The 23,585-nt window shown below is 70.4% G+C and carries 20 protein-coding genes; 7 read left to right on the top strand and 13 right to left on the bottom strand.

The window, feature by feature from the left end:
* Positions 1 to 263 precede the first annotated feature (263 nt).
* From QT196_RS28345 to ureA, 6 genes are all read right to left on the bottom strand, one after another.
* The gene (locus QT196_RS28345; RefSeq protein ID WP_168481534.1) at positions 264 to 1,658 is read right to left on the bottom strand and encodes a S28 family serine protease; all 1,395 of its coding nucleotides are present in this window, start codon (positions 1,656 to 1,658) and stop codon (positions 264 to 266) included.
* A gap of 91 nt (positions 1,659 to 1,749) precedes the next feature.
* A complete protein-coding gene (locus QT196_RS28340) occupies positions 1,750 to 3,081 on the bottom strand; it encodes an MFS transporter (RefSeq protein WP_168481533.1) in 1,332 nt (443 codons plus the stop codon).
* Positions 3,082 to 3,314: 233 nt separating this feature from the next.
* Positions 3,315 to 3,932 (bottom strand): TetR/AcrR family transcriptional regulator, encoded by a 618-nt coding sequence (locus tag QT196_RS28335; RefSeq protein WP_168481532.1) that lies wholly within the window; start codon positions 3,930 to 3,932, stop codon positions 3,315 to 3,317.
* 34 nt (positions 3,933 to 3,966) lie between these two features.
* Positions 3,967 to 5,007, bottom strand: a complete 1,041-nt coding sequence (locus QT196_RS28330) for an agmatine deiminase family protein (protein ID WP_290355951.1) — start codon at positions 5,005 to 5,007, stop codon at positions 3,967 to 3,969.
* A 154-nt stretch (positions 5,008 to 5,161) separates the two neighbouring features.
* A complete protein-coding gene (locus QT196_RS28325) occupies positions 5,162 to 6,856 on the bottom strand; it encodes an urease subunit alpha (RefSeq protein ID WP_168481530.1) in 1,695 nt (564 codons plus the stop codon).
* Positions 6,853 to 7,557, bottom strand: a complete 705-nt coding sequence (gene ureA / locus QT196_RS28320) for an urease subunit gamma (protein WP_168481529.1) — start codon at positions 7,555 to 7,557, stop codon at positions 6,853 to 6,855. Before ureA ends, QT196_RS28325 begins: the two co-directional genes overlap by 4 nt.
* A gap of 265 nt (positions 7,558 to 7,822) precedes the next feature.
* Between ureA and QT196_RS28315 the strand changes: the two genes are divergently transcribed.
* Positions 7,823 to 9,274 carry a cytosine permease gene (locus QT196_RS28315; protein ID WP_290355950.1) on the top strand — a complete coding sequence of 484 codons (1,452 nt, stop codon included), beginning with the start codon at positions 7,823 to 7,825 and terminating at the stop codon, positions 9,272 to 9,274.
* 78 nt (positions 9,275 to 9,352) lie between these two features.
* Here the strand turns inward: QT196_RS28315 and QT196_RS28310 are convergent, their stop codons facing one another.
* Positions 9,353 to 10,441: a branched-chain amino acid aminotransferase gene (locus QT196_RS28310; protein ID WP_290355949.1), complete on the bottom strand. Its 1,089-nt coding sequence runs from the start codon at positions 10,439 to 10,441 to the stop codon at positions 9,353 to 9,355.
* 342 nt (positions 10,442 to 10,783) lie between these two features.
* The gene (locus QT196_RS28305; protein WP_168481526.1) at positions 10,784 to 11,824 is read right to left on the bottom strand and encodes a 3-isopropylmalate dehydrogenase; all 1,041 of its coding nucleotides are present in this window, start codon (positions 11,822 to 11,824) and stop codon (positions 10,784 to 10,786) included.
* Positions 11,825 to 11,952: 128 nt separating this feature from the next.
* Between QT196_RS28305 and QT196_RS28300 the strand changes: the two genes are divergently transcribed.
* A complete protein-coding gene (locus QT196_RS28300; protein WP_290355948.1) occupies positions 11,953 to 13,551 on the top strand; it encodes a fibronectin type III domain-containing protein in 1,599 nt (532 codons plus the stop codon).
* 170 nt (positions 13,552 to 13,721) lie between these two features.
* Here QT196_RS28300 and QT196_RS28295 read toward each other — a convergent pair whose 3' ends face one another.
* Positions 13,722 to 13,853, bottom strand: a complete 132-nt coding sequence (locus QT196_RS28295; protein ID WP_085925161.1) for a hypothetical protein — start codon at positions 13,851 to 13,853, stop codon at positions 13,722 to 13,724.
* A gap of 354 nt (positions 13,854 to 14,207) precedes the next feature.
* On the opposite strand from QT196_RS28295, the gene QT196_RS28290 reads away from it, so the two are divergent.
* Entirely contained in the window at positions 14,208 to 14,891 is a 684-nt protein-coding gene (locus QT196_RS28290; protein ID WP_168481524.1) for a Uma2 family endonuclease, read from the top strand.
* A gap of 74 nt (positions 14,892 to 14,965) precedes the next feature.
* On the opposite strand, the gene pruA is transcribed toward QT196_RS28290, so the two are convergent.
* Positions 14,966 to 16,597, bottom strand: coding sequence for an L-glutamate gamma-semialdehyde dehydrogenase (gene pruA / locus QT196_RS28285; RefSeq protein ID WP_168481523.1), 1,632 nt, complete (start codon positions 16,595 to 16,597; stop codon positions 14,966 to 14,968).
* Between the two features lie 197 nt (positions 16,598 to 16,794).
* Positions 16,795 to 17,721, bottom strand: coding sequence for a proline dehydrogenase family protein (locus QT196_RS28280; RefSeq protein ID WP_168481522.1), 927 nt, complete (start codon positions 17,719 to 17,721; stop codon positions 16,795 to 16,797).
* 261 nt (positions 17,722 to 17,982) lie between these two features.
* Between QT196_RS28280 and QT196_RS28275 the strand changes: the two genes are divergently transcribed.
* A complete protein-coding gene (locus QT196_RS28275) occupies positions 17,983 to 19,338 on the top strand; it encodes a helix-turn-helix domain-containing protein (protein WP_168481521.1) in 1,356 nt (451 codons plus the stop codon).
* A gap of 311 nt (positions 19,339 to 19,649) precedes the next feature.
* Here QT196_RS28275 and QT196_RS28270 read toward each other — a convergent pair whose 3' ends face one another.
* A complete protein-coding gene (locus QT196_RS28270) occupies positions 19,650 to 20,228 on the bottom strand; it encodes a TetR/AcrR family transcriptional regulator (protein ID WP_168481520.1) in 579 nt (192 codons plus the stop codon).
* A 90-nt stretch (positions 20,229 to 20,318) separates the two neighbouring features.
* Between QT196_RS28270 and QT196_RS28265 the strand changes: the two genes are divergently transcribed.
* The 3 genes from QT196_RS28265 (at position 20,319) to QT196_RS28255 (ending at position 21,752) form a co-directional block, all read left to right on the top strand.
* The gene (locus QT196_RS28265; protein ID WP_168481519.1) at positions 20,319 to 20,765 is read left to right on the top strand and encodes a DUF1772 domain-containing protein; all 447 of its coding nucleotides are present in this window, start codon (positions 20,319 to 20,321) and stop codon (positions 20,763 to 20,765) included.
* 121 nt (positions 20,766 to 20,886) lie between these two features.
* The gene (locus tag QT196_RS28260; protein ID WP_266733282.1) at positions 20,887 to 21,237 is read left to right on the top strand and encodes an antibiotic biosynthesis monooxygenase family protein; all 351 of its coding nucleotides are present in this window, start codon (positions 20,887 to 20,889) and stop codon (positions 21,235 to 21,237) included.
* Between the two features lie 89 nt (positions 21,238 to 21,326).
* Positions 21,327 to 21,752, top strand: coding sequence for a DUF4267 domain-containing protein (locus QT196_RS28255; RefSeq protein ID WP_168481517.1), 426 nt, complete (start codon positions 21,327 to 21,329; stop codon positions 21,750 to 21,752).
* Positions 21,753 to 22,057: 305 nt separating this feature from the next.
* On the opposite strand, the gene QT196_RS28250 is transcribed toward QT196_RS28255, so the two are convergent.
* Complete coding sequence (locus tag QT196_RS28250) at positions 22,058 to 23,014, bottom strand: DUF4331 family protein (protein ID WP_168481516.1); 957 nt, start codon at positions 23,012 to 23,014, stop codon at positions 22,058 to 22,060.
* Between the last annotated feature and the right edge of the window lie 571 nt (positions 23,015 to 23,585).

The following is a 23,585-nucleotide window of genomic DNA, read 5'->3' as shown; positions in this document are numbered from 1 at the left end:
GGATCTCGGTCTACCGGAATAACCGGTTCCACCGCCCCTCCATGTTCCCTCGCGCTCCGCCTCCGGTGACATGTGGGCCGGAAACGAAAAAACCTCTCGCGGGTGCGAGAGGTCTGCGCGCGGGTCTGGGACGACGGTGGCCGCGCCGTACTCGGTTCGTACGGGGCGGTCACTGCGGACCGGCGCGCCTGCTGCCAATAATCATGGCGAACGAGAGCACGGTCCGCAGTGTGCCACAACCCCGGGTGGCACAGCGGGACGTCTCACGATGCGGGCGGGCTGTCCACCCCCGCCCAGCGGCGGAGCGCGGCGGTGGCCCGGGCACGGTCCCGGGGCGCCAGGTCGGCGATCTTCACGACATGGCTGGTGTGCGGCGCCAGGTAGATGTGCGCGTCCCGGCTGCCTTTGCCGGTACGGAACGGCTCGGCCCGCGCGGGGTCGTTCGCGCCGTACACGAAGCTCAGTTCGCTGCCGTGGTGCCGGACCCAGCGGTCGATATCGGGCATGGCGCCGGGCTGGAAGCGCAGCGGAATCGTGCGGGGCACATAGGTCCGCATCGTCTGGATGCCGGGGTGGCGCAGCTTTCCGGCCAGCTGCGGGGCGGCGAGTTCCACGAAGCCGAGCTGGGTGCCCAGCTGGTAGAAGGACGCGGTCACGGGCAACAGGTGGCGGTCGGCGTAGCCGGGCAGCTGGACCGCCTCGGCGAACCAGCTGTACAGCGCGTCGCCCTCGGCGGCGGGCCGGGGGATACCGTCGCAGCCCGCCTCGCCGTCGCGCATCCAGAAGAGCATGGGCAGCTGAAGAACGGTGAGCTCCAGCACGCGGTCGGCGCTTCCGATGGTGCGGAAGGTCTGGCCCTCGCGCGCGGCCCAGCGGGAGAGGCGGCCGGCCATCTCCGCCCGCCGGGATCCCAGGATCTCGCGCTGCACGGCGGTGAGTGCGGCCCGGCAGGCGGGGGTGCCCCGGCGCGCCAGGAAGCGGTCCACAGCGGAGTCGTGCCGGTCGTCGGTGTTGTTCGGGGCCGCGTACGCCACCGAGCCGGCCACGTCGTGCGGGTAGAAGCGCCGGTGGTAGACGGTGGCCATCCCGCCCTTGCTGGCGCCGGTGGAGATCCACCGGGCGGGGTAGAGCGGTTTGAGCGCCTGGACCAGCCGGTGGTGGTCGGCCGCCGCCTGCCGGATGTCGAGCTTGGTCCAGTCGACGGGACGGGGGCGGGAGGTGCCGAAGTACCGCTGCTCGGTGCTGATCTGGTTGCCGTCGAGGATCTCGGTCGGCTCGGCGCGGTAGTCGGAGGTCTGGTAGTTGAGGTCGTAGCCGTTGGTGTGGAGCACCATCGGCCGGGCGGCGGACCGGTGCAGCAGGGTCAGCCGCTGGGCGAAGGTGCCCCGGCCGGGGTGCCGGTGGTCGACGGGCTGGCGGTAGGTCAGCGCGAAGGAGCGGTAGCCGGCGGGCGCCGGGTTCTCCTTGACCACTCGCATACCGGGGACGGCCGCGAGCCTGGCCCGGATGTCGTCGGCGGCCGGGCGCATCGTGGCCGGCGGGGCCGTGGCCGGGTGCGCCCCACCGGTCCGGGCCGTCGCCGTGGACGGGGCCGCGACGGCCGAGGCCAGCAGGCCGGTGAGCAGCAGCGGCAGGCATAACTGTCTCGTGATCTTCATGCCGTCCAGCCAACCAGCCGGCGCCGCACCCGCCTATCCCGGAACCGGCCCTGCCGCGGGCGGCGAAGACCGGTTCCGGCCAGGACGGGCCTCAGTCGGCGACGGGCTCCCCCACCCGCGTCCGGCCGGCCCCCGTGCCCGCGTTCTCCTTGCCGACCCGGTGCAGATCGATGGTCCGGGTCTCGCGCATGGTGATGTAGACGATCAGCGAGACCGCGGCGCAGCCGGCGACGTACCAGTAGTAGCCGGACTCGATGCCGCCCTCCTTGAACCACAGGGCGACATACTCCGCGGTGCCGCCGAACAGCGCGTTGGCGATGGCGTACGGCAGGGCCACCCCCAGCGCGCGGATGCCGGTCGGGAACAGCTCGGCCTTCACACAGGCGTTGATCGAGGTGTAGCCGGTGATGACGACCAGGGCGAGCAGCGAGAGCCCGAGGGCGGGCCAGAAGCTGCCGGCGTGCTTGAGCAGCGTCATGATCGGCACGGTCAGGAAGGTCGAGCCGACCGCGAAGGTGATCAGCAGCGGACGGCGGCCGATCCGGTCGGACAGCTTTCCGGCGAGCGGCTGGATGCACATGAAGATGAACAGGGCGCAGAAGCTGACCAGGGAGGCGGTCGGCTTGGACAGACCGGCGCTGCCCGAGAGGTACTTGGTCAGGTAGGTCGTGTACGTGTAGTACGCGACCGTGCCGCCCATGGTGAGCGCCATGACCAGGAACGCCTCGCGCTTGTGGGCCAGCAGCGCCTTGAGGGTGCCGCGTGCCGGGTCGGCGTGGGCGCTGTCGTCCTCGGCGTAGACCTCGGTCTCCAGCATGTTGCGGCGCAGGTAGAAGACGACGGCGGCGCCCAGCGCGCCGATGATGAACGGGATCCGCCAGGCCCAGCTGTGCAGGGCGTCCTCGGACAGGGTGCGCTGGAGCACGATCTGGAGGCCGAGGCCGAGCAGCTGGCCCGCGGTCATCGAGACGTACTGGAAGCTGGAGGCGAAGCCGCGGCGGCCGGGCGCGGAGGCCTCGGTGAGGTAGGTCGCGCTGGCCGCGTACTCCCCGCCGACCGAGAGCCCCTGGAGCATCCGCGCGAGGAGCAGCACGGCCACTCCGCCGTAGCCCGCGACCCCGTAGGTGGGCGCGACGGCGATCAGGATCGCCGAGGCGGACATCAGGGTGACGGTCAGCGTGAGCGCCGCCTTACGGCCCCGGCGGTCGCCGACCCGGCCGAGCACCCAGCCACCCACCGGGCGCATGAAGAAGCCCACCGCGAAGATGCCCATGGTGTTCATGAGGTTCGCGGTGTCATTCCCTTTCGGGAAGAACGAATCCGCGAAGTAGACCGCGAAACTGGCGTACACGAACCAGTCGAACCACTCGACCATGTTGCCGGCCGAACCGACCCAGATCTTCTTCCATTGCTCTCGTCCCATAGCCGGTTACGGTCGCGGACCCGGGGGCCGGCGGCAAGGGAGCGGGCGGCAACGATCGCAGGTACTTACGTGCGTTGTGGTCACGCGGGAGGCGGGTGGCGGCCCCCGGCACAGCCGCAGCGGCACGCCTCCTGCGAGAGAAGAGAAGCGAGATGTCCGAACCTCAACCGCAAGCGGGGCACCGGCCGATTCCCACCGGCGCCGGGGAGGCGCTGGAGATCGGGCGGGTGCGCTCAGCCCCGGGGAACGGACAGCGATTCGTCCAGGAACTCCCGTACGTGGACCCCCACTTCTTCCCGCTCCGTGCCCGGGAGGCCGACTACCAGCTGGGAGCCGAAGCCGTCGAGGAGGGCGCGGGTGCGGGTGGCGAAGCGTTCGGGGTCGACGGGGCGGAACTCGCCCTTCGAGATGCCCTCGACGAGCAGGGCCACCAGGTCGCGGTGCCAGGCCAGTTCCAGTTCCAGCTGGCGTTCGCGGGTCTCGTCGTCGGCGTTCTGGGAGCGGTTCCACACCTCCAGCCACAGCGTCCAGCGCGGATCGCGGTGGCCTTCGGGGAGGTAGAGGTCGACCAGGGCGTCCAGCCGTTCGCGGGCCGGGACGCGGCGGGAGAGGGCGGCCCGGCGCTCGGCGCCGAGCTGCTCCTCGCTCCACTGGAGGGTCTGGAGCAGCAGCTCGTCCTTCGTACCGAAGTAGTAGAGGATGTGGCCGCTGCTCATGCCGACCTCGCGGCCCAGTCCGGCCATGGTCAGCCGGTCCAGGCCCTCGGCGGCGATGGTCGCCATCGCCGCGGCCAGGACCTGCTCGCGGGGCTGGTTGAGCCGGCGCCTGGGGCGGCGCGCGGGACCGGGCACAGGGACCTCCGGGTCGGCTGGGCAGGTCTGCGGATCAGACCTCGGGCTGCTGCTGGGTGATGCAGTGGATACCGCCACCCGCTGCGAAGATCGTACGGGCGTCCACGAGGGTCACCGTCCGGTCGGGGAAGAGCCGGCGGAAGATCGCGGCCGCCTCCTCGTCGCGCGGGTCGTCGAAGCCGCACAGCACCACGCCGTCGTTGCAGAGGTAGTGGTTGATGTAGGAGTAGTCGACCAGCTCACCGTCCTCCTCGATGACGGTCGGGGCGGGCACCTCGATGACCTTCAGCCGGCGGCCCCGGGCGTCGGTGGAAGCGCGCAGCAGCTTGCCGATCTCCTGGCAGATGGCGTGGTCGGGGTGGTCGGGGTCGGGCTGGGTGTGCACGAGCACGGTGCCGGGGCGGGCGAAGGCGGCGACGATGTCGACATGGCCGCGGGTGCCGAACTGCCCGTAGTCGGCGGCCAGACCGCGCGGCAGCCAGATCGCCTTGGTGGTGCCGAGGTGGGCGTGGATCTCGGCCTCGACCTCCTCCTGCGTACGGCCGGGGTTGCGGCCCGGGTCGAGCTGGACGGTCTCGGTGAGCAGCACGGTGCCCTCGCCGTCGATGTGGATGCCGCCGCCCTCGTTGACCAGGGGGGTGGCGTAGCGGCGGGCGCCGGCCAGCCCGCAGACCTGCTCGGCGATCTTCTCGTCGAGGTCCCAGCGGGCCCATTCCTGGGCGCCCCAGCCGTTGAACACCCAGTCGGCGGCGGCGAGTCGGCCCACTCCGTCGGTGAGGAAGGTGGGGCCGATGTCGCGCATCCAGGCGTCGTTGAGCGGGCGCTCGACGATCTCGATGTCCGCGCCGAGCAGCGCGCGGGCGCCCTCGGACCGGCCGGTTCCGGCGACGACGGTGACCGGCTCGTAGCGGCGGACCGCACGGGCGACGGCCGCCCAGGCGCGGCGGGCCTCCGCCAGCGTCTCGCCGCCCTCCTCACCGAAGGTGAAGCCAGGCCCTGGCCAGGCCATCCAGGTGCGCTCGTGCCGGGCCCACTCCGGGGGCATACGGAAGCCGTCGGCGACAGGGGTGTTCATGCGGGGTCCTCAGGGTCTGTATCGGTGTTACAGGCAACGGGTTCGCGCTGGTCGGCCATCGGGGCGCACTCACCAGGAATGGCCACGGGGCGTGGTCGCAGGGGGTGGTTGGTGCCGGGGCGTGGCCGCAAGGAGCCGCCCCAGGGCGCCGCCCTCACAGGAAATAGAGCCGGGACAGTGAGACGGAGTCGGCCGGTTCCGAGCGCATCGGCGCGCCGTCCAGGGTGACCAGTCCGCTGCTCCCGTCGACCTGCACCTGTCCGACCCGGGAGTTGTGGACCAGGCTGCCGGGCCCGATGCCGCGGGTACCGCGGACGGCGACCCGGCGGCGGCGGGTGGGCATACCGTCCCCGCCCTGTTCGGCCGCGGCCCGCGCGACGAAGGCGACGGAGATCTCGGCGGGCGTCGCGCCGTACGCCCCGAACTGCGGGCCGAGCACCAGGGGTTCGCAGGTGTCGGTGGCGGCGTTCGGGTCGCCGGTGACGCCGTAGGCGGGGAATCCGGACTTCAGCACCAGCTGCGGCTTGGCGCCGAAGTACTGCGGCTTCCACAGCACGACATCGGCCATCTTGCCGACCTCGATCGACCCGATCTCATGCGAGAGACCGTGGGCGATGGCGGGGTTGATGGTGAGCTTGGCGACGTAGCGCAGGACGCGGGCGTTGTCGTCGTGCGCGCCGTCGCCCTCCATCGGGCCCAGCTCGGCCTTCATCTTCCCGGCCATCGCGAAGGTCCGGCGGACGGTCTCGCCCGCACGGCCCATGCCCTGCGCGTCGGAGGAGGTGATGCCGATCGCCCCGAGGTCGTGCAGCACGTCCTCGGCGCCCATCGTCCCGGCCCGGATGCGGTCGCGGGCCATGGCGGCGTCACCGGGCAGATCCGTCTTCAGATCGTGGACCGAGACGATCATGCCGTAGTGCTCGGCGACCGCGTCCCGCCCGAAGGGGAGGGTGGGGTTGGTGGAGGAGCCGATGACGTTGGGGACCCCGGCCATCTTGAGGACGTTGGGGACATGACCGCCGCCGCAGCCCTCGATGTGGAAGGCGTGGATGGTCCGGCCGTCCAGCACGCGCAGGGTGTCCTCGACGCTGAGGCACTCGTTGAGGCCGTCGCTGTGCAGCGCGACCTGGACGTCGTGCTCCTCGGCGACCCGCAGCGCGGTGTCCAGGGCGCGGGCGTGGGCGCCCATGTCCTCGTGCACCTTGAAACCGCAGGCGCCGCCCTCGGCGAGCGCCTCGACCAGCGGGGCGTCGCCCGACGAGGAACCGCGGCCCAGGAAGCCGATGTTGACCGGCCAGGCGTCGAAGGCGCTGAAGGCGTGCCCCAGCGCCCAGGGGGAGTTGACGCCGACGCCCCAGACCGGCCCGAATTCCTGGCCGATGATCGTGGTCACGCCGGAGGCCAGCGAGGCCTCCATGACGCGCGGCGAGAGCAGATGGACATGGGTGTCGACGGCGCCCGCGGTGGCGATCATGCCCTCGCCGGAGACGATCGAGGTGCCGGTGCCGACGACGACATCGACCCCGTCGAGGGTGTCGGGGTTGCCGGCCCGCCCTATCGCGTGGATCCGGCCCTCGCGGATGCCGATGGACACCTTGCGGATGCCCTGGACCGCGTCGATGACCAGGACGTTGCTGATCACCACATCGCAGGTCTCGCGGACCGCGGCGGCCTTGAGGTGCAGCCCGTCGCGGGCGGTCTTGCCGAAGCCGGCCAGGAACTCGTCGCCGGGCTTCTGGGCGTCGGACTCGACCCGGACGACCAGGCCCGAGTCACCGAGGACGACCCGGTCGCCGGCCCGCGGGCCGTGCACCGACGCGTACTCGTGGGGGTCGATGTTCCCGGTCATGCCTGCTCCTCCGCTCCCAGGTAGCCGCAGGCGGCGGCCCGCCGCAGCGCTTCCGTCTTGGCGCCCGGCGCGTCCAGCGGGCCGTCGACGAGCCCGGCGAAGCCGATCGCGATCCGGTCGCCGCCGATCGGGACCAGACCGACCTCCTCGGCGCCGCCGGGGTCGAACCGCACCGACGAGCCGGCCGGGACGCACAGCCGCATGCCGTAGGCGGCGGCCCGGTCGAAGTCCAGCCGGGGGTTGGCCTCGAAGAAGTGGAAGTGCGAGGTGACGCTGATGGGCACGGTCGCGGTGTTGCGCACCGTCAGCACCACCGCGGGCGCGGGCTCCGGGTCGGCCGGGCCGGGGAGCACCGCGCCGGGCGCCGGAGCCTGGTCGCTCCCGTCGGCCGGCGGCCGGGCCCCGATCGGGTCGCTGACCACCGCGAGCCGGGAGCCGTCGTCGAAGACGGCCTCCACATGCACCTCGGTGACCACGTCGGCCACGCCCGGCAGCACATCGTCCGGGCCGAGCACGCCGCGTGCCGCCTCGATGGCTTGAGCGAGGCGGCGCCCGTCCCGCGCCGCCTCGCAGACTGTGTCCGCGATCAACGCGGTCGCCTCGGGCACATTCAGCTTCAGCCCACGGGCCCGGCGCGTCCGCGCCAGTTCGGCCGCGCCGAACAGCAGCAGCCGGTCGCGTTCCGTCGGGGTCAACCGCATCCCGTCCACACCTCCCGCTCGATTAGAGCAACACTCTAACCACGAAAATCGTCAATGGGAAAGCATTGACCGAGAGCACAGGCATGGGTCACATTGAGCGCTGCTCTAAGAATGCGGCGCGATGGAACGCCGCTCTAAATGATCTCGCAGCGCGGGCAGCGCGGCAGCGTGCCTCACGCGCACCGTCCACAGCACCGAGCACTGCACGGAGCACCGCCCCGAGCGCTGCGCGCACACTGTTGTCCGGCCTCTCAGGGGAGCCCTCATGCCGATCGAACAACGCGGAGTCGACACCATCCCGGACGAGGAACGCACCAGCGGCCCTCGCGATCTGATCTCGATCCTGCTCGGGTCGAACCTCGCGCTCGGTGTGGTGATCTTCGGCTGGCTCCCGGTCTCCTTCGGGCTCGGCTTCTGGCCCTCGGTGACCTCCCTGGTGGCCGGCACCCTCGCCGGCACCCTGCTCACCGCCCCGCTCGCCCTGGTCTCGCTGCGCAGCGCCACCAACCTGTCCACCAGCAGCGGCGCCCACTTCGGTGTGCGCGGCCGGCTGATCGGCTCGGTCATCGGCCTGCTGCTGTCGCTGGGCTACACCGCGCTGACCCTGTGGGTCGGCGGCGACGCGGTGGTGGGCGCGCTGCACCGGCTGACCGGACTGCCGTCCGGCGGCGCGACCTACGCCCTGGTCTACGCCCTGCTCGCGGGCGCCACCGCCGTCGGCGCGGTCTACGGCTACCGGGTGCTGCTCCGGCTGAGCAAGGTGCTCGCCATCGGACTGACCGTCCTCCTGGCCATCGGCATCGTCGCCTACGCGGACACCTTCACCACCGCCGCGCCGCCCGGCAGCTCCTACCTGCTCGGCGGCTTCTGGCAGACCTGGCTGCTGGCCGCCGTCTCCGCGGGCCTGAGCGGCCCCATCGCCTTCATCACGCTGCTCGGTGACTACAGCCGCTACATCTCCCCGCGCCGGCACAGCGGCCGAAAGGTCTTCGGCGCCACCTGCCTGGGCCTGGTGGTCGGCCTGCTGGTGCCGCAGCTCTTCGGTACGTTCACCGCGCTCGCGGTCGGCGCGGGCGCGGACTACGCGGGGCCGCTGGTGGCCGGCGCACCGTTCTGGTACCTGGCGCTGCTGCTGCTCAACGCCTCGGCCGGCTCCGTCGGCAACTCCGGTCTGATGCTCTACAGCATGGGCCTCGACCTGGACGCGATCCTGCCGCGCGCGACCCGCACCCAGGCCACCTATGTCGTCGCCGCGCTCGCGACCACGCTGGTCTACGCCGGTCACTTCCTGTGGGCGGCGCAGGACGCGATGACCTCGTTCGTGCTGCTGATGACCGCCGTCGGGACGCCCTGGGCGGTGATCACCGTGATCGGCTTCGTCCGCTGCTGCGGCGCCTACGACCCGGAGTCGCTCCAGGTCTACAACCGGGGCACGCGCGGCGGCGTGTACTGGTACCGGGCGGGCTGGCACCTCCGGGCGACGCTGGCCTGGGCGCTGGGCTCCGCGGTCGGCCTGATGGGCGTGGACACCCCGCTCTACCAGGGGCCGCTGCTCCCCCTCACCGGCGGCATCGACCTCAGCTTCCTGCTCGCGGCGGCCGTGGGCGGGATCGCGTATCTGGCCCTCACCGTCCGGGATCCGCGCCCGGTCGCGGCGCTGCGCGCCCTGCCGCCCACGCCCCCGGCCACGGCGAAAGCCCCCGCGGAGCTGGGCTGAGCCGGCCCGGACCCGACCGAGGCCGCCCCCGACGCTCGGGGGCGGCCTCGATCAGGTCCGGGCGACGCGGTGACGGGCTCAGCCCAGCTCGTGCATCCAGCCGTGCTTGTCCTCGGCGACACCGCGCTGGATGTCGAGGAGCGCCTCGCGCAGCTTCAGCGTGACCTTGCCGGGCTCGCCGTCGGACTGGGTCCACTCGCCGCCGGCGCTCTTGACCGTGCCGACAGGGGTGATCACTGCGGCCGTGCCGCAGGCGAAGACCTCGGTGAGGGTGCCGTCCGCGGTGTCGGCCTTCCACTGGTCGATGGAGACCCGGGCCTCCTCGGACGCGTAGCCCAGGTCGCGGGCGACGGACAGCAGGGAGTCACGGGTGACCCCGGCGAGCAGCGAACCGGTGAGGGTGGGCGTGACGATCTTGTCGCCGTAGACGAAGTACAGGTTCATCCCGCCGAGCTCCTCGACCCACTTGTGCTCCACGGCGTCGAGGTAGGCGACCTGGTCACAGCCCTGCGCGGCGGCCTCGGCCTGGGCGAGCAGCGACGCGGCGTAGTTGCCGCCGGTCTTGGCGTCGCCCATACCGCCGGGCACGGCGCGCACCCGGTTCTCGGACAGCCAGATGGAGACCGGCTTGACGCCGCCGGCGAAGTACGCGCCGGCCGGTGAGGCGATGACGACGAAGAGGTACTCGTTGGCGGGCTTCACACCCAGGCCGACCTCGGTCGCGATCATGAACGGGCGCAGGTAGAGCGACTCCTCGCCGCCGTGCGCGGGCACCCAGTCCTTGTCCTGCTCAACGAGCAGGTCACAGGCCTCGATAAAGGTCTCGACGGGCAGCTCGGGCATGGCCAGCCGGCGCGCGGAGGCCTGGAAGCGCCGGGCGTTGGCGTCCGGACGGAAGGTGGCGACGGACCCGTCGGGCCGGCGGTACGCCTTGAGGCCCTCGAAGATCTCCTGGGCGTAGTGCAGGACATTGGTCGCCGGGTCGAGGGAGAGCGGCCCGTACGGCACGAGCTGCCCGTCGTGCCAGCCACGGCCCTCCGTCCACTTGATCGTCACCATGTGATCGGTGAAGTGGCGGCCGAAACCGGGGGCGGCCAGGATCTGCTCCCGCTCCGCGTCGGACAGCGGATGCGAGGAGGGCTTGAGCTCGATCGTGGGCGTCGTCATGGGTGCATGTCCTTCACTGCGTGTGCGATACCGGGGGGTACCTCCCAGCGTGTGCTGGGGAGCATCACCGGCCCAGCCCTCCGGCCGGGGGTAAGGGGGTCGGTCCCCCACCTTGCGGCACCGGTGCGGTGGCTGCCGCGCCTACGAGGGGACTTGAACGTACCGGTCGTTACTGGGACGTCCGAGTTTCCTCGCGGGCAAGGATGCCACGTCCGATTATCGCCCGTGGGTTCGTACAGCCGGAACCGGGGCGGCGGCCGGGCGGGACCCACGCGCACAGCGCCGGGCCCCCTGGAGTGAGGCCCGGCGCTGTGCGTGGTGCGTGTGTCTGCGCGGCGGGCCTCAGCCCGCTACTCGTGCGACCAGCGCGTCACCGATCTCGTCCGTGCTCCGCGCCGCGCCGTCCCTGGCCTCCAGGTCGGCGGCCACGGCCTCCTCGATGCGGGCGGCCTGCTGCTCGTAGCCGAGGTGGCGCAGCAGCAGGGCGACGGAGAGGATCGTCGCCGTCGGGTCGGCCTTGCCGGTGCCCGCGATGTCCGGCGCGGAGCCGTGCACCGGCTCGAACATCGAGGGGAAGTCACCGGTCGGGTTGATGTTCCCGGAGGCGGCCAGGCCGATACCGCCGGTGACCGCCGCGGCGAGGTCGGTGAGGATGTCGCCGAAGAGGTTGTCGGTGACGATCACGTCGAACCGCTCGGGCTGAGTGACGAAGAAGATCGTCGCGGCGTCGACATGCAGGTAGTCGGTGGTGACCTCGGGGTACTCCTGGCCGACCTTGTCGAAGATGTTCTTCCACATGTGGCCCGCGTACACCAGCACATTGTTCTTGTGCACCAGCGTGAGCTTCTTGCGGGGGCGGGAGTTGGCCCGCTCGTACGCGTCGCGGACCACCCGCTCCACGCCGTAGGCGGTGTTGAGGCTGACCTCGGTGGCGACCTCGGCGGGGGTGCCGGTGCGCAGCGAGCCGCCGTTGCCGGTGTACGGGCCCTCGGTCCCCTCGCGCACCACCACGAAGTCGATGTCGGGGCGGCCGGCGAGCGGAGTGGAGGTGTTCGGGAAGAGCTTCGACGGGCGCAGGTTGACGAAGTGGTCGAAGGCGAAGCGGAGCTTCAGCAGCAGACCGCGCTCCAGCACACCGGAGGGTACGGACGGGTCGCCGATCGCGCCCAGCAGGATCGCGTCGTGCTGCTTGAGCGACTCCAGCTCCGCGTCGGGGAGGGTCTCACCGGTCGCATGCCAGCGCCGGGCACCGAGGTCGTACTCCTTGGTTTCCAGCTTGACGTCCTGCGGGAGGACCGCGGTCAGGACCTTGAGGCCCTGGGCCACGACTTCCTGGCCGATACCGTCACCGGGGATCACTGCGAGGCGAATGCTGCGAGACATGTCTGGACCCTACGCTCAGTCCCATGGATTGACACGTAACGTCCGCCATACGGACACATGGGGAGGCGGTCAGCCGGCGTTCACCCGCTGTCCCCACAACGGTCGGGTCGCGCTGGGAAATTCGGGGCATGACTGGAAATTCCCGGGGGGCCGCCCGGCCCTCGCACACCCCGCGCGTCGGCATCCCGGAGCAGCTGGCGGCCCGGATGAGCATGCCGGAGCAGCATGACTACCTCCGCACCAAGCTGAGCCGCAGAGGTCTGCTGCGCACCTCGGCCGCCACCGCGGGAGTGGTCGCGGGCTCCGGGCTGCTGGCCGGTTCGGCCCAGGGTGTCTCGCCCACCCTGCTGTCCTCGCCCGCGACGGCCGCCGTGGACGGTTCGCTGGTCGCCCCGTTCGGCCGCCATCTGGCCTTCGGCGCCGACCCCAGGCACCAGATGCGGGTGAGCTGGCAGGTGCCGCTCGCGGTCAAGCGGCCGTATCTGCGGGTGGGCCTGAAGCCGTGGGACCTGGGGCGCAAGATCGAGGCCGAGGTCCGGCCGCTGCACACCCCGTCGCTGTCCGCGAAGCTGCCGGCCGTGCAGCAGTACTACCTGCACGCCGCGCTGGACGGGCTGCGCCCCGGGACGACGTACTACTACGGCGTCGGCCATGAAGGCTTCGACCCGGCCGACGCGCGCCACTTCTCCACCGTCGGCACCTTCCGTACCGCACCGGCCCGTCCCGAGGCGTTCGTCTTCACCGCCTTCGGCGACCAGGGCGTGAGCTACCACGCCCTCGCCAACGACCAGTTGATCCTGGGTCAGAACCCGTCCTTCCACCTGCACGCGGGCGACATCTGCTACGCGGACACCGACGGCGACGGCTCCGAGCACGACGCCTACGACGCCCGGGTCTGGGACCAGTTCCTCGCGCAGACCGAGTCGGTGGCCAAGTCCGTGCCGTGGATGGTGACCACCGGCAACCACGACATGGAGGCCTGGTACTCCCCCAACGGCTACGGCGGCCAGAACGCCCGCTGGTCGCTGCCCGGCAACGGCCCGGACGCCGAGAACGCCCCCGGCGTCTACTCGTTCACCTACGGCAACACCGCCGTCGTCGCCCTGGACGCCAACGACATCTCCTACGAGATCCCCGCCAACCAGGGCTACACCGACGGCCGGCAGACCCGCTGGCTGGACCGCCGGCTGGCCGAGCTGCGCGCCGCCGACGACATCGACTTCCTCGTGGTCTTCTTCCACCACTGCGCCTTCTCGACCACCAACTCGCACGCCTCTGACGGCGCGGTGCGCGACGCCTGGCTGCCGCTGTTCGAGAAGCACCAGGTGGACCTGGTCGTCAACGGCCACAACCACGTCTACGAGCGGACCGACGCCCTCAAGAGCGGGCGGGTCGCCAAGAAGATGCCGATCGGCGCGAGCGTGGACACCACCCGCGAGGGCATCGTGTACGTCACCGCGGGCGGCGCCGGCCGCGCCCTCTACGACTTCCCGGTGCCGGACAGCTACGAGGGGCACGTCAAGGACCTCGACCACGTGGACACCTACCACTGGTCCAAGGGCCAGAAGAAGACCAAGGAAACCGTCGAGTGGTCCCGGGTCCGCTACACCGGCTACTCCTTCATCGCCGTCGAGGTCACCCCGGGCAGCCACCCCCGGATGAAGGTCACCGCCCTCGCCGAGTCCGGCGAGCGCATCGACCACTTCGAGGTGACCCGCTCGCACTGAGGCACGCTCCGGCGCGCGGGGCAACCGGCTCGTGCCGGGTGCCCCGCGCGCTCAGGTCAGCTCAGGAGAGAAACAGCCACCGGGCCACGGACAGCCGGATCCGCCAGCAGCAGCGGCAGGGCATCGACGCCTGCCGCGGCAGGACGGCCCCGCTTCGTACGCGCAGCATGTCAGTGCCCGGTCGAGCCGCCGTTGTCCCGGCGGTCGAGGGCGCGCTGAAGGGCGGCGGCCGCGTTCCGGCGGTCGGCTTCGTTGGTCGTACGGACGGAGTGACGGGTCCTGCGGACGGCAGTCTCGGCCATGATTCACGTCTCCAATGCCAAAGCCCCGAGAACAAATGGGATGCGTCGATCCAGATGCGGCCGGAAGGGGCGGAGGCCACGGCACTCACAGGGGTCACCTGCGCTCACGCACCGGGCCGCATCCGCACGCGCTCGATGGAGCGTTACGTTCGGCTTCCTACAACGCTAGGACAGCTCGGCCGTGATGTCTGCACAATTACTTGGGCTTCCTACTATCTGAGACGGCGGGCGTGTGCTCGAACGAGTGATCCGGGAACATTCGCTGGTCATGGCCGTCCCGGCGCTCCCTAGCGTGGCGGTGTCGCTTGTGCCACGAGGCCAAGCCCGCCCACACTTAGGAGGAGGTGCTGCACCATGACCGCGCTCGCGCAGGAGGCGCCCGTGACGATGTCGGAGATCACGACACCGGAGGACACGACCCCCGGACCCGAGCTGGACGAGGTCCTGTGGCAGGCATGGAAAGCCATGGAACTCCCCGAGGGCTTCCACGCCGAGATCATCGAGGGGTCCATCGAGGTGTCGCCCACCGGCCGCCACAGCCACAGCCGCATCAGCTTTCAACTACGCCGGCAGCTGACCCAGTACCTGGACCAGCAGTCAAGTGCTTACGCCGTCACCAACGATACGAACATCGTCCATGACCGGAAGGTCTGGATTCCGGACACCGTCATCGCCCTCGAAGACGCCATCATCGCCTCGGCGGACGATTCCGAGTTCGTCGCCGAGGACGGCATCGGCCTCAATGTCCGCTGCGTGGCACTCGTCGCCGAGGTGGTCTCCCCCGGCCATGACTGCAAGAAGCGCGACCGTGTCCGCAAGCGCCGTGCCTACGCCGGTGCCGGCATCCCCGTCTACGTCATCCTTGACGACTACGACGGCCGGGGCACCGTCACCGTGCTGTCATTGCCTTCCCCTGACAGAGCCGCATACGCCGAGAGCCACCGCGTGCCGTACGGCACGGACGTGATCATCCCTGACGGCCCCGCCAAGGGCTTCGTCATCGGCGAGTCCATCACCGGCCCCCCGCGCAACGCCTGAGACACCTGAACCGACGCCGACGGCCCGGCTCCCCCGGGGAGAGGGGAGCCGGGCCGTCATGGTGCACGCTGGCGTCAGCCCATGTGCGGATAGCGGTAGTCCGTCGGCGGGACCAGGGTCTCCTTGATGGAGCGGGTGGAGGTCCAGCGCATCAGGTTCTGCTTGGCGCCGGCCTTGTCGTTGGTGCCGGAGGCGCGGCCGCCGCCGAAGGGCTGCTGGCCGACGACGGCGCCGGTCGGCTTGTCGTTGATGTAGAAGTTGCCGGCCGCGAAGCGCAGCAGCTCGCAGGTGCGGGCCGCTTCGGCACGGTCCCGGGCGATGACGCAACCGGTCAGGCCGTACGCCGAGGCGGACTCCATCTGGGTGAGCATCGCGTCGTAGTCGGCGTCGTCGTAGACGTAGACGCCGAGGATCGGGCCGAAGTACTCGTCCTTGAAGATCTCGTTCTCCGGGTCGGTGGAGACCAGGACCGTCGGGCGGACGAAGTAGCCCTCGCTGTCGTCGTACGTGCCGCCGGCCACGACCTCGACGGTCGGGTCGGCCTTGGCGCGGTCGATCGCCGCCTTGTTCTTGGCGAAGGAGCGCTCGTCGATGACGGCGGACATGAAGTGCGACAGGTCCGAGACGTCACCCATGGACAGGGCGTCGACCTCGGCCGCGAACTCCTCCTTGAGGCCGTTGTTCCACAGCGAGGCCGGGACGTAGGCGCGGGAGGCCGCGGAGCACTTCTGGCCCTGGAACTCGAAGGCGCCACGGGTCATGGCGGTCTTCAGCACGGCGCGGTCGGCCGAGGGGTGGGCGACGATGAAGTCCTTGCCACCGGTCTCGCCGACGAGCCGCGGGTAGGTCTTGTAGTTCTCGATGTTGTTGCCGACCGTCTTCCACAGGTACTGGAAGGTCTTGGTCGAACCGGTGAAGTGGATACCAGCCAGCTCGGGGTGGGTCAGCGCGACCTCGGAGACGTCCTTGCCGTCGCCGGTGACGAGGTTGATGACGCCCTTGGGCAGCCCGGCCTCCTCCAGCAGCTGCATCAGCAGCACGGCGGCGTAGGTCTGCGTCGGGGACGGCTTCCAGACCACGACGTTGCCCATGAGGGCGGGCGCGGTCGGGAGGTTGCCGGCGATCGCGGTGAAGTTGAACGGCGTGATCGCGTAGACGAAGCCTTCGAGGGGGCGGTGGTCCGAGCGGTTCCAGACGCCCGGGGAGTTCGCCGGGGGCTGCTCGGCGAGGATCTGGCGCGCGAAGTGCACATTGAAGCGCCAGAAGTCGATGAGCTCACACGGGGTGTCGATCTCGGCCTGCTGGGCGGTCTTGGACTGGCCGAGCATGGTGGCGGCGGCCATCGTCTCGCGCCAGGGGCCGGAGAGCAGGTCGGCGGCCTTGAGGATGATCGCGGCGCGGTCGTCGAAGGACAGCGCACGCCAGGCCGGAGCGGCGGCCAGCGCGGCGTCGACCGCGTCCTGGCCGTCCTTGACGGTGGCGTTGGCGTACGTACCGAGCCGGGAGGCGTGGTTGTGCGGCTGCACGACGTCGAAGCGCTCGCCGCCGCCCATCCGGTGCTCGCCGCCGATGGTCATCGGCAGCTCGATCGGGTTGTCGGCCAGCTCCTTGAGCTTGGCCTCCAGGCGGGAACGCTCCGGGCTGCCGGGGGCGTAGGTGTGGACCGGCTCGTTAACCGGCACGGGGACCTGGGTCACAGCGTCCATAGCGGCCGTGTCTCCTTCGATTTCGCTCGTCGGTTTTCGTACGTCGGTGGTGCGGCCGCGGCCGCTTCGGGTGGGCGGCTGCGGGCGGCGCCGTCCGGGAGCATCCCCCGGCTTCCAGCATCCACCCGTACCGGCCTTTCGCGGGGCCGGTCAGCCGCGGGTCGCAGGCGGCCGCGGGCCGCCGCCTGCCGTGGCCGTCAGCCGCGGGTGGCGAGCGACCTCAGGAAGAACCCGAGGTTCGCGGGGCGCTCGGCCAGCCGGCGCATGAAGTAGCCGTACCAGTCGGTCCCGTAGGGGATGTACACCCGCATACGGTGTCCTTCGGCGACCAGCCGCTGCTGCTCGGCCTCGCGGATGCCGTACAGCATCTGGAATTCGTAGTCGGCCGGCTTGCGGCCGTTGCGGTGGGCCAGCTCCTGGCCGATGGCCACCATCCGCGGGTCGTGCGACCCGATCATGGGGTAGCCCTCCCCCGCCATCAGGATCTTCAGGCACCGTACATAGGCCTTGTCGACCTCCCGCTTGTCCTGGAAGGCGACGCTCGCGGGCTCCTTGTACGCGCCCTTGACCAGCCGCACCCGGGAGCCTTCACCGGCGAGCGCGTGGCAGTCGTCCTCCGTACGGAAGAGGTAGGACTGGACCACCGCGCCCGTCTGGGGAAAGCGCTCCCGCAGGTCGGCGAGGATCGCGAGGGTGGAGTCGACCGTGGTGTGGTCCTCCATGTCGAGGGTCACGGTCGTCCCGGCCTCGGCGGCGGCCTCGACCACCGGGGTGACGTTCTTCAGCGCCAGCTCGTGACCGCCGGACAGCGCCTGCCCGAAAGCGGACAGCTTGACCGACATCTCGGCCTTCACGCCGAGTCCCTGCTCCTTGAGGGCCGCGGCCAGCTGGAGGTAGGCATCGCGATTGCGCAGCGCCTCGGCCGGGTCGGTGATGTCCTCGCCCAGGTGGTCGAGGGTGACCTCCAGACCTCGCGCGGCCAGGGTCCGCACGGCCGCCATGGACTCGGTCAGACGCTCGCCGGCGACGAAACGCTCCACCACGGGCCGGGTGACCGGAGCGGCCGCCACGATCCGGCGGATGCTGTCACTGCGCGCTGCGGCCAGAAGCACGGGACCCAGCATGGGCACCTCCAGGATTCAGGGTGACAAGTACCGGGCGGACACCGGGCGGGCGAACGCGTCGGCAATATTGAGCCACCTGAAACTTAAGGATCGCGCCACTTCCCGGCCATCGACAGCTGTCACGCCTTCGTGGCCGGGATCTCAGACAGATGTATGAGAATAAGGAGGAGGAGACCGTGCCAGTGGTGACTGTGGTGTGAGAGGTGTCCGAGTCACCGGTGGTGCCGGTGGTGAGACGACAGGAGAGGAGCCGGGCGGCCGATGCGGGGCGACTACCAGCAGCTCGTGGACGAGATCTCGGCGGCGCTCGGCGCACCGGCGACGCTGGAGGACCGGGATTTCGGACTGATTGCGTTCGGCGCGCACGAGGGCGACGACGACGAGGTGATGGACCCGGTCCGTACCCGCTCGATCCTTCAGCGCCGCTCCTCGGCGGCGGTCCGGGCCTGGTTCGAGGCGTTCGGGATCGCCCGCGCCAAGACCGCGCTGCGCATCCCGCCGGACCCGGCCGCGGGGGTCTTCCGGGGCCGTATCTGTCTGCCCGTGCGCCACCGGGGCATCGTGCACGGCTACGTCTGGCTGCTGGACGACGGCCATCTGACCGATCTCGAACTGGGCACCCGGGGCGCCCCGCCCGACCCGCGGATCGCGCAGGCCATGGAGACCGCCGCCCGGATCGGCGCACTGCTGGCCGACGAGGCCCGCGCCGGGGCCGAACTCGGCGATCTGCTGCGGGAGTTGCTGGTCGCGGCGCCCGACGGGCAGCCGGCCGCGGCGGCCGCGCTGCGCGATGCGCTGCGGGACAGTCTGCGCTTCACCCCGGGCGCCCCGCTCACCCTGGTCGCGGTGCTGCCCTGGGACACCTCGGACACCGACGCGGCGCCGCTGCCGAGCCTGCCGGGGCTGCTCGCGGCCTGTGCACTGCCGGCCGGCGGCGGCCCGGCGGACGGCCCGGCCGTGGGGGCGGACGAGGCGGAGCCCGCCGCCCGCTCCGCCGCGGGACGCGGCGGCCGCACCGGGTCCGCCGCCCGGCCGCAGCCCGCGGCGCCGGTGCCCGCCCTGGCCGCTCTCGTACGGCTGCGCTCGTCCGGGGCGCCCGCCCCGGCCCTTACGGTGGCCGAGCATCTGCTGCGCTCCCCCCGGGCGGGCGCCGTACCGGCCGAGGGGAAGGCGCCACGCGGCAGCTCCGGGCACCCCGCGCCGCCGCGGCCGGGCTCCGCCGGAATCGGCGCCGGTACACGGGAGTTGACCGACCTTCCGGCCACCTGGCGGGAGGCGCTGGACGCGGCCCGCGCGGCACACGCCGAGCCCCGGCTGGGCCCGATCACCCAATGGGGCGCCATCGGCCCGTACCGCATGCTGACCGCCCTCCCGGCCACCGCACCCGACCCGGCCATCGGCCCGCTGCTGGCCCCCGCGCACGCCGAACTCGCGCGCACCGCCGAGGTGTTCCTCGACTGCGCCGGCCAGGCGAGCCGCACCGCCCAGGCGCTGGGCATCCACCGGCAGACGCTCTACTACCGCCTGGGCCGGGTGGAGAAGCTGACCGGCCTCGATCTGGACGACGGCGAGCACCGGCTGCTGCTGCACATGGCGCTCAAGGCGGCGCGGCTGTGAAGGGCTGTAGGTTCCGCGGTTTCGTGAGCACTTCCGCGTGATCATGAGCACCGATCGAGCAATTCCGCGTGATCATGGGCAGCGGTAACGTTCAGTAGTCACCACAGCCGCCCATGAGCGATCTTCCGCTTCGGGCCGGCGTTCCCCCCGAACCGTTCCATTAAGGCCACAGAGCGCCCGAGAAGGGGCCGTAGCAAGCACAACAGCCCTATGGGTCGCTTCAGTACGTGGATCGGTCGACTCGCGAAGTCCCCGTCAAGCAAATGCGGTTGAGGGACTTCGACGAGTCGGCCAGTGGCGTCGGGCCTGCGTCAGACCATGGCGAGCCGGTCCACCAGCAGCTCCGTCCTCCGCTCGGCGTCCTCCGGCGGCAGTCGTCCCGCCCGGGTCAGGGTCGCCAGCCCATGCAGGGCCGCCCAGAACACCTCGGTGAACAGCCCCGGGTGGACGCGGTCCCCAGCGACCTCGCCCAGGTTCTCCAGCAGCGCGGCGAAGGCGTCCTTCAGAGGCTCCGGGGTGTCCTCGTCCGCGAACGCCAGGCCGCCGTCGAGCTGGAACATGGCGTCGTAGACCGCCGGGTTGCGTTCGGCGAAGTCGAGGTAGGCGCTGGCGAGGGCGGCGACCCGCTCGCGCGGGCTGTTCGCGCTGGTGGCCGCGGCACGCACCGCCGCGGCCATCTCGGCGGCGCCCTGGAGGGCAACGGCGCCGATGATCTCCCGCTTGCCGCGGAAGTGGCTGTAGAGGACGGGCTGGCTGTACTCGATGCGCTCGGCGAGCCGGCGGGTGGTGACCGCGTCCCAGCCCTGCTGCTCGGCGAGTTCGCGGGCCGTCGCCAAGATGAGGCGTTCGCGGGCCGCCCGTTCGCGCTCCTTGCGTTCCTGTACCGACATAATTCGATCCTAGCATCGCTAGACAATCAAGCGGCAGTAGCGCTAGCTTTGCCACATCAGCTAGCAACACTAGATGCCGAGAGGGTCGTCATGCTCAACGCACTCCAGGTCATCACCACCGTGGTCGTCGGCGTGATGGTGGGGGTGGAGTTCTCCGTCGCCTTCGTCATCAACCCGATCCTCAACGCACTCCCCGGCGACAGTGGCCAACTCGGCCGCGCCCACGGGGGCCGGATGCTCGGCGCCGTGATGCCGGTCTGGTACGTCACCTCGCTCGCCCTCGTCGCGATCTGGGCCATCGCCGGATGGCACCACCACCGCACCGGCCTCGTCGTCACCGCCGCCGCGCTGCTGATCCTCAGCGTGATCATGTCGATCCTGCTGCTCGTCCCGATCAACAACCGGGGCAAGACCTGGACCCCTGACAACCGGCCCGCCGACTGGAAGCAGCAGATGAACCGCTGGGACCGCTTCCACTACGTCCGCGTCGCCGTCATCATCGCCGCTTTCACCCTGCTGGTCGCCGCCCTCACCTGAGCCCGCGGGCTCACCTGCCCGGTCGTCAGCCGCGACACCAACCCCCTCGAACTCCGCTGGTATCCCCAGGACGCGGACCCCAGCGACACCCACTGACCGATAGCGAGAGGAAGTACCGAAAATGGCCAAGCTGCAGAGTCTCGACCCGCACACGCCGATGTTCGCGCAGTTCAAGGAGAAGACCGGGCCCATCGTCCTGGCCAACACCTTCTTCGTCCCGAAGGAGAGGACTGAATGGTTCCTGGCCCTCTTTCGCAGGCAGGCCGAGTTCATGAAGGCTCAGCCGGGATTCGTCTCCCTGCAGATGCACAAGGGAACGGCGGACAGTCAGCTTCTGATGAACGTCGCGGTCTGGGAGTCGACCGAGGCGCTCGCCACGGCGTTCGGCAGCCCGGAGTTCCAGCGCATGGCGGCCGAGTTCCCCGACGACATCGTGTCGTACCCGCACATCTTCGAGCAGATCGACGAATGACACGGCAGTTGCAGTTGCAGCCGCGTCCGTGCCGACCGACCAGGCCCCATACGACGCACCAGGCTCACGAAGAGTCGCAAGGAGAAGCAGTGTCGTTGAAGAAGATCAACACCGTCCTGGCCGCCGCCTTCATCCTCTTCATCCTCTGGTTCGGGACGGAGTTCATCCTGCGCCCGGAGACGACGGCGCCGGGCTACGGCCTGCCGAGCTGGCCGTCCGGCGACGGCGACGGCTTCCTGATCATCAAGGGAATCCGCGACGTCGTCCTGGCCCTGGTCCTGGGCATCCTGCTGGTGACGGGCCACCGCCGGGCGCTGGGCTGGGCGCTGCTGGTGGAGGCCCTCGCCGCGTACGGCGACATGACCAACGTGCTGGCCCACCACGGCTCCGTGGCCACCGCGCTCGGCGTCCACTGCCTGACCGCGACACTGATGGTGGTCAACGGCCTGCTGATAATGCGCGAGACCCGCAAGGTCGCGGCCGCTCCGGCGACGCCCGCCCCGCAGCCTGCCTGATCCCATCGGTCCAAGGTGGCCCAGACCCGGCCGGGCCACCTTGGCGCGTACCGGTATTCGCGTGTTCAGCGCCCGCCGGGAAGGGCCAGGATCCGCAGGCTGCGAGGCCAGGGGACGCGTACGGCCAGGGGCGTGCGAGAGGGGTGGTGGTGCGGCGGTAGGCATTTCGCGCGCTCCGATTGGACACCGTCGACCAGGCACCGAATTGCTGCGTCAGCTGCGTACGCGTCACGCAAGACGATCTACCGGATCGAAGATCAGCACGAGGGGAGAACCCACTCATTGATCACGACTCGATACGCGCCTTAGTGCGGATTCCCCAGGAAGGGGAAGTCGGTGTGAAGGTCGGCGTGAGGCCGCAGCCCATCGTGAGGGACAGCACCGTTGCTCAGCTGGGCGATCCCCATGTTGATGACATCGTCGGTCAGGTTGCGGCCGTTGGGGAATCCTTCGGCGCTGGCGTAGTCATACGTCAGAAGGTCGGGGAGCAAGCTCTCCGCGAGAGTGTTCGCCCGGTCCTTGGGGTAACCCGCGTGCTCGAAGACATGCGCGAACTTATCGAGGAAGCCTTCGCGATCGTGAGACGGCTCCTGCTGGTTCCAGACTCGCTTGTCGTCGTCGTCCTGGTTGAAGTTGTTGTCGATCCCGGGCCGCCCGGCCCGGTCGCCCTGGACCAGCCGGCCATCGTGCGGAACCAGGACTCTGGCCCAGACGCCCACCTGCGGGTTCGGGCCGAGCGCGCTGTTCGGGACTTCCAGCACGATGCCGAACACGTTCTTGTCGGCGAAGAAGTCCTTGCCGGTCCACTGGAAGTTGTTGTTCGCTCCGACGGGGTCGGCGAAGAACGGATCGCTGCGGAGCCCGGCGAAGAGCCTGAAGTCGCCGGACGCGGTGATCCGCGGCTCGGAGCCGAAGGTCACCGGTGCGTCGCGAAGGATGGTGTCCCCGGCGTCGAGGTCGGCCGCAGCCTCCCGGCCGGTCGCCAATTGCAGGCTTGCGGACTGCGCGTTCTCCTGTACCGGTGAGAAGCGTACGCGGAAGGCGATGTCGGTGATCGCGTCGCCGTCGGTGTCCACACCCAGCTCGTAGACCGACTCGTGGTCGACGGCGTCGTCAGTGATCGGCGAGGTCGGGTTGATATTGATCACCAGGACCGTTTTGCTCGCGTCGCTTGGCTTCTGAAAGACGTAGAGGTCGGTGATGTGGCTCCTGGGATCCATGCTCGTGGGGCTGATGCCCAGGCCGGAGACGTGGTGTGCCATGGTCGCGACTCCCCTCAGGTGGCTGTGCAGACCGAGTTGCGCGGCGGTGCGGTGGATCCTTGGCGGTTCGTCGCGGGAAACGCAGCGCCTCGACATTGCCCCCCACTGGGAACGATCACCCGTTGGCAGCCTACGCCCAGGTCGTCGCATCCCTCATGGCTTGAGGAACGTCGAGAGCAACGATCAGCCTGTCGCCGGCAGCTGTCCATCCGTCATCCGACGTACTCGCAGTGGTAGGAGCCGACCCGGTCCGGCCGTTGACGGGGCGCCATGTCCGGCGGGTGCTACAGGCCCCGAACCGCTACCTCTGCAGTCGGGACATCCTGCCGAGCGACCGCAACATAGCCGACGATCCCCGGTTGGGGTAACCGGCGATCCTGGCGGCCATGGAAGCTCCCCCAGCCCCCGAGCAGCTTCATCACGGAGAACGTGGAAAACACATCCTTCTCGCAACCCCGGAACCAGAGCCCGCTACCAGCAGTGCCCCCCTCGGAGCTTGGCGACCAATTCTGCTCGTGATCACCGACATTCGCACTGCTCATCAGATGCGGATTTCGGCGTTTTTGCAGGA

This window comes from Streptomyces sp. P9-2B-2 (assembly GCF_030406865.1).
Lineage (GTDB): Bacteria > Actinomycetota > Actinomycetes > Streptomycetales > Streptomycetaceae > Streptomyces > Streptomyces platensis.
This window is presented reverse-complemented; position numbering and strand designations above follow the sequence as displayed.